This is a genomic window from Jiangella muralis (genome assembly GCF_001270745.1).
In the GTDB taxonomy this organism is placed as follows: Bacteria; Actinomycetota; Actinomycetes; order Jiangellales; family Jiangellaceae; genus Jiangella; species Jiangella muralis.
Genome location: NZ_LFXL01000036.1, coordinates 68246 through 82864, shown reverse-complemented (window position 1 = coordinate 82864; position 14619 = coordinate 68246). Strand labels below are relative to the sequence as shown.

Sequence of the window (14619 nt, the reverse complement as noted above, 5' to 3'; positions counted from 1 at the left end):
AGTCCGGCGTCAGCCGAGCGGAAGGCCGAGCGACCGGGCGCAGGCCGGCCAGTCGCCGTACCCGCCGCGGTTGTCGCGGACCTTCGTGGCGATGCGGATCTGCTCGGCCTTGCTGTTCTCGTGCGGGTAGCCGGAGCCGCCGAACGCGCGCCAGGTGCCGACCGAGAACTGCAGGCCGCCGTAGTAGCCGTTGCCGGTGTTGATGGACCAGTTGCCGCCGGACTCGCACTCCGCCAGCCGGTCCCAGACACCGCCGTCGACGTCGCCGCCACCGCCGTCACCGTCGTCCTCGGCCGGCGGGGCCGGGGGCTCCATGGTGCCGACCAGTACGACCTGGTCGACCGGGGCCGCGACGACCTCCTCGGACAGGACGTCCGTGGTGGACAGCTCGCCGTCGATGTAGGTGTTCTGCACCACGCGCTCGAGCGTGCCCGCCTTGCCCTCGGTCTCGACCGACTCGCTGCCCTTCTCGAGGGAGTCGTCCTCCTGCTCGGTCACCTCGAACGGGACCGCCTCGGTGACCGTCGCGGTCTCGACGGTGACCCGCCGGACGGTGACGGCGAGAGCCTCGGACAGCGCCGTTTCGGCGACGGGCTCGACGAGGTCGAGGTCGCCGAGCGTGATGCCGGCCTCCGTCAGGGCCTCGGCGACCGTGAGGCCGGTCGTCGTGACCGGGTTGGTCGCACCGTCGGCGGTGACGGTGATCTCCTTCGGGGTGCGGACCTCGAAGTCGAGCCCGCCGCGCCCGATGGCCTGCGACCGGGCCACCGACACGTCGGCGCCTTCGGCCCGGATGTCGAGGTCGCCCAGCGCCTCGTCCACGGACAGCGCGGTGGTCCAGATCTGCTGTTCCTCGCCGTCGACGGTCACGGTGATCTGCCGGGCGTACCGGACGCTGATCTCGGTGCCGTCGTCGATGTCGCTGTCCAGCGAGGGAATGACCTCGTCCCGAGCGCTCAGTTCGATGTCCCGCTCGTCGAGGACGTCCTCGACGCTGCTGCCGAACGTGTGCACGGTCTCGGTCTGGCCGTCGATGGTGAGAGCGACGGCGTTGTCGAGCGTGATGTAGGCGACACCGCCACCTACCAGAGCAGTGACGACGGTGGCGTTGATCGCCAACGTCTTCGCGGACAGGCGCACTGTGCTCCTCGGTCGTACTGTCCGGGCACGGGACCTCGCGGCACGCCCGGTCATCCGATCCGCCAAGCTTCCGTGCGCAGATTCGGCGCACCGCTCGTCGGACTGTTTGTCCGGCCGTTCATCTGCCACCCGAAGTTTCCCCGACCCCGGCTAACAATCACGGGACGGTAACGCATGGCGAGCGGCCGGACAACTGATCCGGCCGGTTGAATCGGACAAATCGCCCCGGAGGGCGAAGTTGTGACGCTGTGACACGTCCACACGGGACGCCGTCGCGCGCCCGCGTGGGGCGGCCGGCGGCCACCCCGGCGTGACCTGCGGAAACGACTTCTTGTCACCATGGGCCGAAAGCGCGGTCGGTGTTCGCCTGGAGGGTGTGACACACGCTCTCGAGGTCCCGCCCGAGGGTCTCGGCGATGAACCGGACGGTCAGCGGGACCAGGTACGACGCGTTCGGCCGGCCGCGGTACGGGTGCGGCGTCAGGAACGGCGCGTCGGTCTCGACGAGCAGGTTCTCCGGCGGCGTGACGGCGAGAGCGGCGCGCAGTTCGGCCGCGTTCTTGAACGTGACCGGGCCGGCGAAGGACAGGTACCAGCCTCGCTCTGCGACGCGGCGCGCGAAGGCCTCGTTCCCCGAGAAACAGTGAAATACGACACAATCGGGCGTTTCGACGTCATCGAGGACCCGCAGGACGTCGTCGTGGGCGTCGCGGTCGTGGATGGTCAGCGCCAGCCCGCGGCGCCGGGCGATCTCGGCGTGCGCCCGCAGCGAGTACTCCTGCACGGCCCGGCCCTCCGGCCCGGTGCGGAAGTGATCGAGGCCGGTTTCGCCGATGCCACGCACCCGCGGACTGGACCCGGCCAGCCGGTCGATCTCGGCCAGCGCGTCGTCCAGCGTGCCCGCGGCGGCCAGCTTCGGCGCCTCGTTCGGGTGCAGCGCGACGGTGGCGACGACCGACGGGTGCCGCTCAGCGAGGTCGACGGCCCAGGCGGCGCCGGGCAGGTCGCAGCCGACCTGCACGACCCGCGTCACGTTCACCTTCGCGGCGGCGTCCAGCGCCTGCGCGACCCCGAACGCGTCGCCGTCGTCACCGTCGGCGATGTCCAGGTGGCAGTGCGTGTCGGTGACCGGCGCCGGCAGCGGCTCGGGCAGCGGCGGCCGGGACCGGTCGCGCTTGCGCCCGGCCTCGTCCGTCGCCGACCGCCGCTCGCGCGGCCCGTCGTCAGCGGGAGCGCTCACTGGTCCTGGTCGGCGAGGTCCAGCCGCGGGAACAGCGCGTCGCCCTTGGTGACCTCGGCGCCGGGGACCAGCTGGCCCCAGCGGCCGGCGTCGGCGACCGGCTGGGCGGCCAGCGCGCCGAGCGCCTTCTCGGCCCCCAGCGACTCCCACAGCTTCGCCGTCGCCTTCGGCATGACCGGGTTGAGCAGCACGGCCAGCGCCCGCAGCGCCTCGGCGGACGAGTACAGGATGGTGGCCAGCCGCTCACGCTGCGCGTCGTCCTTGGCGACGGCCCACGGCTGCTGCTCGGTGATGTAGCCGTTGGCGGCGTCGACCAGCGTCCAGACGGCGGCCAGCGCCTCGTGCGGAGCGACGCGGTCGACAGCGGCGTCGGCGTCCTGGGCGGCCTTGGCGGCGACCGCGGCCAGTGCGTCCTCGGCGTCCGTCGCCGGGCCGGGGGCGGGCAGCTCGCCGTCGAAGTAGCGGCCGACCATCGCGGCGACCCGGGAGGCGAGGTTGCCCAGCCCGTTGGCCAGCTCCGCCTGGTAGCGCGCGGCGATGTCCTCCCACGAGAACGAGCCGTCGTTGCCGAACGCGATGGCACGCAGGAAGTAGTAGCGGAACGCGTCGGAGCCGAAGGTGTCGGTGATCTGCGCGGGCGCGATGCCGGTGAGCTTGGACTTGCTCATCTTCTCGCCGCCGACCAGCAGCCAGCCGTGCGCGAACACCTTCTTCGGCAGCGGCTCGCCGGCCGCCATCAGCATGGCCGGCCAGATGACGGCGTGGAAGCGCAGGATGTCCTTGCCGACGAAGTGGATGTCGGCCGGCCAGGTGCGCTCGTACTTCTCCGGGTCGGCGCCGTAGCCCACGGCCGTGGCGTAGTTGAGCAGCGCGTCGAACCACACGTAGATGACGTGCGACGGGTCCCACGGCACCGTGACGCCCCAGTCGAACGTCGACCGGGAGATGGAGAGGTCCTGCAGGCCCTGCCGGACGAAGCCGAGCACCTCGTTGCGGGCGCTCTCGGGCTGCACGAAGCCGGGGTTCTGCTCGTAGAACTCCAGCAACCGCTCGGTGTAGGCGGACATCCGGAAGAAGTAGTTCGTCTCGGACAGCTTCTCGACAGGGCGGCCGTGAATCGAGCAGACCAGCTGGCCGGCGTACTCGCCGGTGCCCTCGACGAGGTCGCCGGGCTGCTTGTACTCCTCGCAGGCGACGCAGTAGTAGCCCTCGTAGGTGCCCTCGAAGATCTCGCCGTTGTCGTGCAGCTTCTGGATGAACTCCTGCACGCGGGCCACGTGCCGCGGCTCCGTGGTGCGGATGAAGTCGTCGTTGGACGCGTCGATGGTCTGCAGGACCGGTTTCCAGGCATCCTCGACCAGCCGGTCGGCCCACGTCTGCGGGTCGGTGCCGTTGGCCTCGGCCGTCCGCATCACCTTCTCGCCGTGCTCGTCGGTGCCGGTGAGGAACCAGACGTCCTCCTGGCGCTGACGGTGCCAGCGGGCGATGAAGTCGGTGGCGACGGTGGTGTAAGCGTGGCCGATGTGCGGTGCGTCGTTGACGTAGTAAATCGGCGTGGTGACGTAGAACGCCTTGGGCATGCGCCCGATGGTAGTCCCCGCGCGTCCATGATCATCAACCGCTGGCGACACCCCCACGTCGCCACCGGTTGATGATCATGGGGATACGGGCGGGGTTGTCCACAGATCGCGTTCTGGCCCTGGCGTCCGGCGTCGCCGTGGATGAGGCTCGGCGGCGTGGGACTGCCTTCCGACGTGACCGCCATCGCGGCGCTGCAACACGGTGTGATCAGCCTTCAGCAGGCGGTCGCGGCCGGGTTGACGCAGCGGCGCGTCGGCTGGCGGGTGCGCTCGGGCCGCTGGCAGCGCGTGCATGCCCGGGTCTACGCCACCTCCACCGGCCCGCTGCCGTTCGAAGCGCTGGTCTGGGCGGCGATCCTGCGTGCGGGCCGGGGTGCGGTGGCCAGTCATCGGACGGCCGCGTACCTGGACGGTCTCTGCGACGACCCAGGGCCGGTGGTGCACGTCACCGTGCCGGCCGACCGGCACGTGCGCAGCCGGATCGACGGTGTGTGCGTCCACTACGCGCACCGCCTGGCCCGGACCCGTCACCCGACGCGGGTGCCACCGCGCACCCGCACCGAGGAGACGGTCCTCGACCTGGTCGACGCCACCCACCGCCCGCAGGACGTCGAGACCTGGGTGACGTCGGCCTGCCAGCGCCGCCGGACCACCCCGGAGCGCCTCGCCGACGCGCTCGCGCTGCGCAAGAAGATCCGCTGGCGGCCGATGCTCGAGAGCATGCTCAGCGACGTCGCCGAGGGAGCGCAGTCGCCACTGGAACTCAGACATCTCCACGCCGTCGAACGTGGCCATGGTCTGCCGCGCGGCCACCGGCAACGGCGGGTGAATGGTGGCCGCGTCATCTGGGTGGACGTCGACTACGACCGGTACGCGCTTCGCGTCGAGCTCGACGGCCGGGTGGGGCACACCGACGAGGGCCGCTTCCGCGACCGTCATCGGGACAACCGCGCCACCACCGACGGCCACGCCACCCTGCGCTACGGTCACGCCGACGTCTTCGGTGATCCGTGCGGCGTGGCCGCCGAGCAGGGGCGAGTGCTCCAGGACCGTGGCTGGACCGGACGGCCGCGCGCCTGTGGTTCAGGCTGCCACGCCCCATGAGTCAGAGCTTGGGCACGACTGGCGACGCAGCAGCGGGATCGCCTCGTCCAGCGCGCCGATCGCCTCCCCGAGCGTGGACCACTGCGCGCCCCACCCAACAACGTCAAGCAGGGTTGAGGTCAACGGCACGGCGCAGGAACGCGCCCGTCCGCGACTCCGGCGCCGCCGCGATCTCGTCAGGCGTCCCGGCCGCCACGACCCGGCCACCCGCCGCGCCGCCGGCCGGACCGAGGTCGATCACCCAGTCCGCGGTGCGCACGACATCGAGGTCGTGCTCGATCGCGACGACGGTGTTCCCGGCCGCGACCAGCCGCCGGAGCACGCCGAGCAGCCGCGCGACGTCGTCGACGTGCAGCCCGGTGGTCGGTTCGTCCAGCAGGTAGAGCGTGCGGCCGGTGGACCGGCGGGCCAGCTCCTTCGCCAGCTTGATCCGCTGCGCCTCGCCGCCGGACAGCGTCGTCGTCGGCTGGCCCAGCTGCAGGTAGCCAAGGCCGACGTCGTCGAGCAGCCGCAGCCGCGCCACCGCACCGGGCACGTCGGCGAACAGCTCGACCGCCTCGGCGACCGTCATCGACAGCGCCTCGGCGACGTCGTGGCCGCGGTACTTCGCCCGCAGGACGTCGCGGGTGAACCGGCGGCCGCGGCAGACCGGGCAGCGCACCTGCACGTCGGGCAGGAAGTGCATCGACACGTTCAGCACCCCGGCGCCGGTGCACCGCTCGCACCGTCCGCCGGGCACGTTGAAGGAGAAGTGCCCGGCGGTGAGGCCGAGCGAACGGGCGCCGTCCGTCGCGGCGAACGCCTCGCGGATCGGGGTGAACGCGTCGGAGTAGGTCGCGGCGTTGGACCGCGGCATCCGACCGGCCGCCTGCTGGTCGATCGTCACGACCTTGTCGAGGTGCTCCCAGCCGTCGATGCCGTCGTGGTCGCCGGGCGGGTCGCCGGCGCCGGTGAAGCGCCGCCGGCCGGCCCGGTCGACGATGTCGAGCAGCAGCGACGACTTCCCCGACCCGGACGGCCCGGTGACGGCGACCAGCCGGCCCAGCGGCAGCGCGACGGTGACGTCCTTCAGGTTGTGCGCGCGGGCGCCGCGGACGACGAGCGAGCCGCCGTCCACCGGCGACGACGGCGCCCCCGGCACGCTCAGACGGCCGGACAGGTACGCCCCGGTGACCGACCCCTCAGCGGCCGCGATCTCGTCCGGCGTGCCCGCCGCGACCACCCGGCCGCCGTCGCGACCCGCGCCGGGCCCGATGTCGATGACGTGGTCGGCGGCCCGCAGCAGCTCGAGATCGTGCTCGATGACCAGCACCGTGTTGCCGAGGTCGCGCAGCCGGCGCAGCACGCCGACCAGCCGGGCGACGTCGGCCGGGTGCAGCCCGATGGTCGGCTCGTCCAGCACGTACAGCACGCCGGTGAGGCCGGACCCGAGCAGCGCCGCCAGCCGCAGCCGCTGCGCCTCACCGGCGGACAGGCTCGGCGTCGACCGCTCCAGCGTCAGGTACTCCACCCCGACGTCGACCAGCCGGCGCGCACGTTCGTGCAGGTCGGCGACGACCGGCTCGGCGAAGCGCCACTCACCGTCGTCGACCCGCCCGCGCAGCGCGTCGAGCCAGGCGGCCAGCTCGCCGAGCGGCAACCGGGCGGCGTCGACGACGGTCAGCCCGGCGACGGTGACGCGGCGGCTCTCCGGCCGCAGCCGGCTGCCCTCGCAGTCCGGGCAGGTCTCCTGGCGCAGCAGCCGCTCGGTCTTCTCGCGGTAGCCGGTGTCCTCGATGCGGTCGGCGTAGCGGCGCAGCACGCTGGTCGCGACGCCCTCGAACCGCCCGCCGGCGACGGTGCGCGGCAACGCGGCGGTCACATGACGGCTGAACTCGGGGCTCTCGACGCCGAACAGCAGCAGGTCGCGCTGGACGTCGCCGAGCTCGCGGACCGGCACGTACGCGTCGAACTCGAACCCGTAGTGCCGTCCGGCGGCCCGCAGCACCGCGATGTTGCGGTCGGTCGTCACCGGATGCCAGCCCAGCACCGCGCCCTCGGCGACGCTGAGGTCGTCGTCGACCAGCTTGGAGGTGTCCGGCCGTACGACCACGCCGAGACCGGTGCACGCCGGGCAGGCGCCGGACGGCTTGTTGAAGGAGAAGTCACCCATCACGAGCTCGGCCGCCTCGGCGCCGCAGTGCTGGCAGCGCACCGTCTCGGGGTCCTGGTCCTCGTCCCAGTCGTCGTCCTGGTGGCTGGGCGGCAGCGGCGCCGCGCAGGACGGGCAGGGCCGGTGGCCGATGCGCGCCCACAGCAGCCGCAGGTAGGTGAACACCTCGGTGGCGGTGCCGACGGTGGATCGCGGGCTGCGGTTCGTCAGGTACTGGTCGATGCTGATGGACGGCGACAGCCCGGTGATGGAGTCGACCGGCGCCTTGCTCACCCAGGCGGTGACCAGGCCGAGCGACTCCAGGTACTGGCGCTGTCCTTCACGGTGCAGCAGGTCGAAGGCGAGGGTGGACTTGCCGGAGCCGGACCGGCCGGTCAGCACGACCAGCCGGTTGCGCGGGATGCCGACGGTGACGTTCTTCAGGTTGTGCAGCCGGGCGTTCGTGACCCTGATCTCGCCGAAATCCATCCTTCAATTCTCCCATTGAGTCGCTTGTTGAAGGTTGGTCGTGGCCAGAGCGCTAGCGGCCCCGATAAGCTTCAACTCCGCCGTGCAACGGGAGGGAACTGATGGCGCTGCGCCCGGTGGACCTCGGGCGGGCCGTGGGCATCTCGGCCCAGCAGGTCCGCAATTACGAGGAGGACGGCCTGCTGCCGCCGGCGCCCCGGTCGGCGTCGGGCTATCGGCAGTTCTCCCAGCGGCACCGCCAGGCGCTGCTCACCTACCGGGCGCTGCTGGCCGGCTACGGCGTCATCGCGGCGCGGGCGATCATGCGGTCGGTCCACGACGGCGACGTGCCCGGCGCGCTTGCGCTGGTCGATGCCGCCCACGCCGAGCTGCACGACCAGCGGCGGCAGCTGCGGGAGACCGCCGGCGCCGTCGAGACGCTGGCCGCCGCCGCGCCGGCCGGCGGACCACGGGGCGGGCCGGGGCTGCGGGTCGGCGAGGTCGCCCGGCGGCTCGGCGTGCGGCCGTCGGCGCTGCGCACGTGGGAGGCGTACGGCCTGCTCACCCCCGCACGCGAGCCGGGCACGTCGTACCGCAGCTACGCCGCCGACGACATCCGCGACGCCCAGCTGGTCAACTTGCTGCGGCAGAGCCACTACGGGCTGCCGCAGGTGCGCCAGGTGCTGGACGAGCTGCGCCGCACCGGCAGCACCGCGGCGCTGCGGGCCGTCCTCGCCCAGCGCGGCGACCAGCTGACGGCGCGGGCGCTGGCCATGCTGGACGGCGCCGGCCGGCTGCACGCCTACGTGACGGCTACTGCCGAGCCATCGCGACCCTGAACCGCTCCTCGGGCGTGATCAGGTGGTCGACGTCCTCGGCGGCGGCGTCGATGTCGAGCTGGACCCGGCGGACCTTGCCGGTGAAGGCGATCTGCCCGTCGTGCAGGTCGTCGGTCACCGGGGTGCCGCTGTCGCCGCCGACGTCGGCGGTCTCGTCGGCCGAGAACACCATGGGAACGGTCGCGTCGACGCGGCCCGACCCGGCCTCCGTGCCGTCGACGTACAGCGTCGCCGTCCCGCCCTTGCCCAGCCCGCCGCCGTCGTAGGCGAACTCCACCCGCACCTGGTGCTCCCCCGGCGGCACCGGATCGTCGCCGCGCACCTTGAACCGCCGCATGCCGAACAGGTTGTAGCAGTACGCCGGCCGCCCGTCGACGAGGTAGAGGCTCCAGCCGCCGAAGGCACCGCCCTGCGCGACGATCGTGCCGCTGGCGCCGTCGTCTGGCACCACGATGTCGGCGGTGACGGCGTGCGACTTGTTCTTCAGGATCAGCAGCGAGTTCTCCGACAGCCGGCCCATGCCGCCGAACAGCACCTGCGACGAGCCCTGGATCAGCTGCGGCCGGCCGGCGAGGTCGGCGTTGAACCGCTCCACCCGCCGGTCGTCCAGGGGCAGCACGCCGTACTTGGCCGCCTCGATGAGGAACAGCCGCTGCAGCCGGGCCAGCGTCTCCGGCTGCTCGGCCGCCAGATCGTGGGCCTGGGTCCAGTCGTCGGGCGCATAGAGCTCCCAGACGTCGTCGTCGTAGGCCGGCAGCTTGCTGGTCGGGTCCCACGGCGTGCTGTGCCGGGTCACCGCCGTCCAGCCCTGGTGGTAGATGCCGCGGTTGACGAACATCTCGAAGTACTGGGTCGTGTGCCGGTCCGGCGCGGCCGCGTCGGCGAACGAGTAGACCATCGACACGCCCTCGATCGGCGCCTGCTGGATGCCGTTCACGAACGACGGGTGTGGCAGCCCGGCCGCCTCGAGCACCGTCGGCACCACGTCGATGACGTGGTGGAACTGGTCGCGCGTCTCGCCGGGGGCCACGATGCCGCGCGGCCAGCGGACGATGGCGCCGTTGCGGGTGCCGCCCCAGTGCGAGGCGACCTGCTTGGTCCACTGGTACGGCGTGTCCATGGCGTGCGCCCAGCCGACGGCGTAGTGGTTGTAGGCCTCCGGGGTGCCGAACAGGTCGATCCGCTCGGCCATGAACTCCGTGGTCTGCATCGCGCCGGCGCCGTTGAGGTCCATCAGCTCGTTGAAGGAGCCGTGCAGGTCGCCCTCGGCCGATGCGCCGTTATCGCCGATGATGCAGTAGACCAGCGTGTCGTCGAGCACCTGCAGGTCGGCCAGTGCCTCGATCAGCCGGCCGGTGTGGTGGTCGGTGTGCTCCATGAAACCCGCGTAGACCTCCATCTGCCGGGCCAGCACCGGCTTGAGGTCGTCCGGGATGTCGTCCCATGCGGGGATCTCGGCGGGACGCGCGGTCAGCTCGGCGTCGGGCGGAATGACCCCGAGCCGGCGCTGCCGCTCGACCGTCTCCTCGCGCAGCGCGTCCCAGCCCTGGTCGAACCGGCCCCGGTAGCGGTCGGACCATTCGGCCGGCACGTGGTGCGGCGCGTGCGTGGCGCCGGGCGCGTAGTAGACGAAGAACGGCTTGTCCGGCATCAGCGCCTTCTGCTCCCGGACCCACTCGATGGCGCGGTCGGTCATGTCCTCGGTGAAGTGGTAGCCCTCCTCGGGCGTCCGGTCCGGCTCGACCGGGACGGTGTCGCGATACAGCGCCGGGGCGTACTGGTTCGTCTCACCGCCGATGAAGCCGTAGAAGTGCTCGAACCCGTTGCCCGGACTCGGCCACCGGTCGAACGGCCCCATCGGGCTGGTCTCCCACACCGGCACCTCGTGGCACTTGCCGAAATGCGCCGTCGAGTAGCCGTTCAGCCGCAGCGTCTCGGCCACCGTCGCCTTGTCCTTGGGCCGCAGCGAGCTGTAGCCCGGCGCCGACGTGGCGATCTCGGTGATGCCGCCCATGCCGACGGAGTGGTGGTTGCGGCCGGTGAGCAGCGCGGCCCGGGTCGGCGAGCACAACGCCGTCGTGTGGAAGCGGGTGTAGCGCAGTCCGCCGCCCGCCAGGCTCTCGAACGACGGGGTGCGGCACGGCCCGCCGAAGGCGCTGCTCGACCCGAATCCGGCGTCGTCGATGAGGATGATCAGCACGTTCGGCGCGCCCGCGGGCGGCCGCAGCGGCGTGATCGGCGGGTACGACGTGTCCGGGTCCTTCGCGTCGTACGTGGTGACGCCGACGTGCTGCTGGTCCGGGATCGGCAGCACCGCACGCGGCTGGGTCTGGTCGCTGACCATGGTGTCCCCCTGGGCTCGCCCTTGCGACCACTCTCACCGGCGGGGACGGCGGTGGTCGTCACCCGGCGCGGGTGAGGACGTCAGTCGCGGGCCGCGTCGCGGGCCTCCCGGACCGCCTCGCCCGCGTTGGCCCACGGCGTGCCGGCCCACGGGTCGTAGTCGACCTCGAGCGGCTCCTGCTCCGGGCGGCGCTGCGCCGGCACGTGCTGCAGGTTGACCCGGATGCGGTACCAGAGCGAACTGCGCCCGCGCATGCCGTCGACCAGGATGTCGGCCGGCTCGAGGTGCGGCACGACGTCGGCGTGGCGGTCCTTCCAGCGCTCCAGCCCGGCCAGCGCCTCGTCCTTGGTCTTCGCCCGCGCGATCTCGATCAGCGGCATCGTCTGCGTGCGCCGTCCGGTGCCCTTCGGCGGTTTCTCGGCCGGCCCGAGCCGTTCGGCCAGCTCGAGCAGCGGCTCCAGCGACCCGGCCGACGTCTCGATGCCGGCCCACGGGTCGCCGATCTCGGCGTACCGGCGCGGCGCGGTGGCCAGCGTGTAGTCCTCGGCCCGGCAGCCGGGGACCTCGTCCCACCTCAGCGGCATGGACACCCGGGCGTCGGCCTTGGCGCGGACGGAGTATGCGGAGGCGACCGTGCGGTCCTTCGCGTTCTGGTTGAAGTCGACGAAGACGCCCTCGCGCTCTTCCTTCCACCACTTCGCGGTGGCGATGCCGGGCGCGCGGTTCTCGACCTCGCGGGCGACGGTCTCGGCGGCCAGCCGCACCTGCCGGTACGACCACAGCGGGTCGATGCGGGTGTAGATGTGGAAGCCGCGCGAGCCGGACGTCTTCGGCCACGCGGTCAGCCCGTGGTCCTGCAGCACCTCGCGGGCCACCTGCGCGACGTCGAGGATCTGCGCCCACTCGATGCCGGGGTTGGGGTCGAGGTCGATGCGCAGCTCGTCCGGACGGTCGAGGTCCTCGGCGCGGACGGGGTGCGGGTTGAGGTCGACGCAGCCGAGGTTGACCACCCACGCCAACGCGGCCGCGTCGCGCACCACCACCTCGTCGGCGGACGTGCCGGAGCGGTAGCGCAGCGTGGCGACCTCGATCCAGTCGGGCCGCTTGTCGGGGGCGCGCTTCTGGAAGAACGCCTCCTGGTCGATGCCCTTGACGAACCGCTTCAGGATCATCGGCCGGCCCTCGACGCCGCGCAGGGCGCCGTCGGCGACCGTCAGGTAGTAGGTGACGAGGTCCAGCTTGGTGTGGCCGCCGTCGGGGAAGACCACCTTGTCCGGGTGGGTGATGGTCACCTCACGCCCGGCGACCTCGAGCACCTGCGAGGACGACATGACACCACCATAGAGGGACCCGCCGACGTCAATCCGGCTGCGGCTGCGCGGCCTCCTGCGCCAGCGCCGCCTCGGCGACCGGGTGCTCCACCAGCGCGAGCACCCGGCTGGACATGAACCGGGCGGTGCGCACCGGGGTGCCGGACCGGGTGACCTCGGCGACCACCACCACGCCGCGCCCGATGCTGACATCGACCCGGCGGCCCGCCTTCGTGGCCACGATCTCGTAACTGCGCGTGGTGTCGCCGGCATCGATGACGATCTCGACCCTGTCGCCCCGCATGGACACCTCCGCCGGTCGCCGCTACCTCCACGATCCCACGATGCGGTGACAATCCGGCTCGGAAGAGGGTACGGACCCAGGCAGATCCACGCGACTGAATGGAGTTCCGATGACCACCGATATCCCGCGCACGCTCGTGCATCTCGCCGACTCCGACCTGACCGTCAAGACCGAGGACGACGTACGCGGCAAGGAGGTCGTGGACCGCGACGGCGACGAGGTCGGCACCGTCGACGACCTCGTCATCGACCCCGAAGGCCTGAAGGTGCGGTTCCTGCAGGTCGGTTCCGGCGGGTTCCTCGGCCTCGGCGAGAAGAAGCAGCTGATCCCCGTCGACGCGATCGTGCGGATCGACGAGAAGGTGCACATCGCCCAGCATCGCGGCATCGTCGCGAACGCGCCGGTGTACGACCCGAGCCTGGTGCCGCAAGGCGAGTACTACGAGGAGCTGTACGGCCACTACGGCTACCCGCCGTTCTGGGCGGCCGGCTACGCCTACCCGCCGTACCCGTTCTACCTCTGACGCGTCAGTCGGCCGCGGCCGCCGCCTCCTCGTAGTCCAGCCGCTCCAGCTCGCGCCGCATGACCTCGTCGTCCAGCTCACCGGCGTCGCGGGCGGCGGTGAGCGCCAGCCGCTGGGCGGCGAGGATCTCGCGGCGGACGGCGACCATGGTCTCGCGCACCGCGGGGGCGTGCTCGGCCTCCTCGACCTCGGCGTCCAGCTCGTCGGCGGAGTGCCGGGCCCGCATCGCCGCGGAGAACCGGTCCCGCATGGTGCCGAGGACGACGGGGTCGGTGCCCGGGGGCGGATGGTCGAGCAGCTCACGCAGGGTCTGCTCGGCCGCCGCCCGGGCGATCTGGCGGGCCCGCCGGACCTCCTCGGACTCCGCCTCCTGCTCGGCGTCGTCGTCGATGTTCATGCGGCGGACCAGGATCGGCAGCGTCGGCGCCTGGATGAGCAGGCTCCCGATGGCGACGACGAACGCGAGCGCCTGGATGGTGCTGCGGCCCGGGAACGGCTCGCCGGACGCCGTCAGGGCGGGCACACCTGCCGCCGCTGCTAGCGTCACCACCCCGCGCATGCCGGACCACGAGAGCACCGTGAGCTGGGCTCGTGGCAGCGGCTGGTGGGTGCGCGGCCGCCGCCGGCGCCGTCGCCACGGGAGCCGCAGGTAGCGCCGTCGCAGCACCCGCTGGCCGTAGGTGAGGAACACCCAGAACGGCCGGATCAGCAGCACCGTCAGCAGGACGACGACGGCGGACAGCGCGAACCGGACCCACTCGTCGCCGTGGATCGGGAGATCGTCGAAGACGAACTTGCACTGCAGGCCCATGTAGGCGAAGACGAACGCCTCGAGCAGGGTGTCCAGGCTGCGCCAGACCTGCCGGCCCTGCAGCCGCGTCTCGAAGCCGGCGTCGGCGTCGTGGTGGCCGAGCCAGAACCCCGCGGCGACGACGGCGAGGACGCCGGACGCGTGCAGTTCCTCGGCGAACAGGTACGCCGCGAACGGCACGACCAGCCCGAGCGCCGTCTCGAGGCCGCTCTCGCCCAGCCGCTGCCGGGTCCAATGCACGCCCGCGGCCAGCGCCAGGCCGACGCCGCAGCCGACCACCGACGCGTACAGGAACAGCAGCAGCGCGTTGCTGATGAACGGGTGGCTACCGGTCGCGGCGGCCACGGCCAGCGTGAAGATGGTCAGCGCGGTGGCGTCGTTGACCAGGCTCTCCCCGGTCAGGATCGTCATCAGCCGCTTCGGCAGCCCCAGCTTCCGCCCGATCGCGACCGCGCTGACGGCGTCCGGCGGCGCCACGACCGCGCCCAGCACCAGCGCCGACACCAGGCCGAACTCCGGCACCACCCAGTTCGCCACCACGGCCGTGACCAGCGTCGACACGACCACCATGCCGACGCCGAGGGACAGGATCGGGCGCAGGTTGCGGGCCAGGCTGTAGACGGAGAAGTCGAGCGCCGCGGAGTACAGCAGCGGCGGCAGCACGACGCTGAGGATGAGGTCGGGCTCCAACTCGAACCGCGGCAGCCCGGGCACGAACGACACCGCCGACGCCAGCACCACGACCACGATCGACGGCTGCAGCCCGCGCCGGTTGGCGACCGCGGTCACCGCGATCGCGCCCACCACCACGAGCAGCAACTGCAT

At 72.2% G+C, this 14619-nt stretch carries 11 protein-coding genes; 3 read left to right on the top strand and 8 right to left on the bottom strand.

What is annotated here, in order from left to right:
* Nucleotides 1-9 precede the first annotated feature (9 nt).
* From ACW62_RS26455 to metG, 3 genes are all read right to left on the bottom strand, one after another.
* On the bottom strand, nucleotides 10-1140 hold the full coding sequence (locus tag ACW62_RS26455; RefSeq protein WP_053207111.1) for a resuscitation-promoting factor: 1131 nt from the start codon (nucleotides 1138-1140) through the stop codon (nucleotides 10-12).
* Nucleotides 1141-1474: 334 nt separating this feature from the next.
* A complete protein-coding gene (locus ACW62_RS26450) occupies nucleotides 1475-2380 on the bottom strand; it encodes a TatD family hydrolase (RefSeq protein ID WP_053207110.1) in 906 nt (301 codons plus the stop codon).
* Nucleotides 2377-3960, bottom strand: coding sequence for a methionine--tRNA ligase (gene metG / locus ACW62_RS26445; protein ID WP_053207109.1), 1584 nt, complete (start codon nucleotides 3958-3960; stop codon nucleotides 2377-2379). Before metG ends, ACW62_RS26450 begins: the two co-directional genes overlap by 4 nt.
* A 156-nt stretch (nucleotides 3961-4116) precedes the next feature.
* Here metG and ACW62_RS26440 point away from each other — a divergent pair, with 156 nt between their 5' ends.
* Nucleotides 4117-5064: a type IV toxin-antitoxin system AbiEi family antitoxin domain-containing protein gene (locus ACW62_RS26440; RefSeq protein WP_205629623.1), complete on the top strand. Its 948-nt coding sequence runs from the start codon at nucleotides 4117-4119 to the stop codon at nucleotides 5062-5064.
* Nucleotides 5065-5167: 103 nt separating this feature from the next.
* Here ACW62_RS26440 and uvrA read toward each other — a convergent pair whose 3' ends face one another.
* Complete coding sequence (gene uvrA, locus ACW62_RS26435) at nucleotides 5168-7684, bottom strand: excinuclease ABC subunit UvrA (protein WP_053207107.1); 2517 nt, start codon at nucleotides 7682-7684, stop codon at nucleotides 5168-5170.
* A 101-nt stretch (nucleotides 7685-7785) separates the two neighbouring features.
* On the opposite strand from uvrA, the gene ACW62_RS26430 reads away from it, so the two are divergent.
* Nucleotides 7786-8502 (top strand): MerR family transcriptional regulator, encoded by a 717-nt coding sequence (locus tag ACW62_RS26430; protein WP_053207106.1) that lies wholly within the window; start codon nucleotides 7786-7788, stop codon nucleotides 8500-8502.
* On the opposite strand, the gene ACW62_RS26425 is transcribed toward ACW62_RS26430, so the two are convergent.
* The 3 genes from ACW62_RS26425 to ACW62_RS26415 all read right to left on the bottom strand — a co-directional run bounded on the left by ACW62_RS26425 (nucleotide 8477) and on the right by ACW62_RS26415 (nucleotide 12460).
* Nucleotides 8477-10846, bottom strand: a complete 2370-nt coding sequence (locus ACW62_RS26425; protein ID WP_053207105.1) for an arylsulfatase — start codon at nucleotides 10844-10846, stop codon at nucleotides 8477-8479. The genes ACW62_RS26430 and ACW62_RS26425 overlap by 26 nt on opposite strands.
* Before the next feature lie 80 nt (nucleotides 10847-10926).
* Nucleotides 10927-12177 (bottom strand): non-homologous end-joining DNA ligase, encoded by a 1251-nt coding sequence (gene ligD / locus ACW62_RS26420; protein WP_053207104.1) that lies wholly within the window; start codon nucleotides 12175-12177, stop codon nucleotides 10927-10929.
* Nucleotides 12178-12205: 28 nt separating this feature from the next.
* Nucleotides 12206-12460: a hypothetical protein gene (locus ACW62_RS26415; protein ID WP_053207136.1), complete on the bottom strand. Its 255-nt coding sequence runs from the start codon at nucleotides 12458-12460 to the stop codon at nucleotides 12206-12208.
* Nucleotides 12461-12569: 109 nt separating this feature from the next.
* On the opposite strand from ACW62_RS26415, the gene ACW62_RS26410 reads away from it, so the two are divergent.
* Nucleotides 12570-12983: a PRC-barrel domain-containing protein gene (locus ACW62_RS26410; RefSeq protein ID WP_053207103.1), complete on the top strand. Its 414-nt coding sequence runs from the start codon at nucleotides 12570-12572 to the stop codon at nucleotides 12981-12983.
* A 4-nt stretch (nucleotides 12984-12987) separates the two neighbouring features.
* Here the strand turns inward: ACW62_RS26410 and ACW62_RS26405 are convergent, their stop codons facing one another.
* Nucleotides 12988-14619 (bottom strand): Na+/H+ antiporter, encoded by a 1632-nt coding sequence (locus tag ACW62_RS26405; RefSeq protein ID WP_053207102.1) that lies wholly within the window; start codon nucleotides 14617-14619, stop codon nucleotides 12988-12990.

Coding starts and splice junctions, on each gene's coding strand:
- metG (WP_053207109.1), bottom strand. CDS start 3,960: ATGCCCAAGGCGTTCTACGTCACCACGCCGATTTACTACGTCAACGAC.
- uvrA (WP_053207107.1), bottom strand. CDS start 7,684: ATGGATTTCGGCGAGATCAGGGTCACGAACGCCCGGCTGCACAACCTG.
- ACW62_RS26430 (WP_053207106.1), top strand. CDS start 7,786: ATGGCGCTGCGCCCGGTGGACCTCGGGCGGGCCGTGGGCATCTCGGCC.
- ACW62_RS26425 (WP_053207105.1), bottom strand. CDS start 10,846: ATGGTCAGCGACCAGACCCAGCCGCGTGCGGTGCTGCCGATCCCGGAC.
- ligD (WP_053207104.1), bottom strand. CDS start 12,177: ATGTCGTCCTCGCAGGTGCTCGAGGTCGCCGGGCGTGAGGTGACCATC.
- ACW62_RS26415 (WP_053207136.1), bottom strand. CDS start 12,460: ATGCGGGGCGACAGGGTCGAGATCGTCATCGATGCCGGCGACACCACG.
- ACW62_RS26410 (WP_053207103.1), top strand. CDS start 12,570: ATGACCACCGATATCCCGCGCACGCTCGTGCATCTCGCCGACTCCGAC.
- ACW62_RS26405 (WP_053207102.1), bottom strand. CDS start 14,619: ATGCAGTTGCTGCTCGTGGTGGTGGGCGCGATCGCGGTGACCGCGGTC.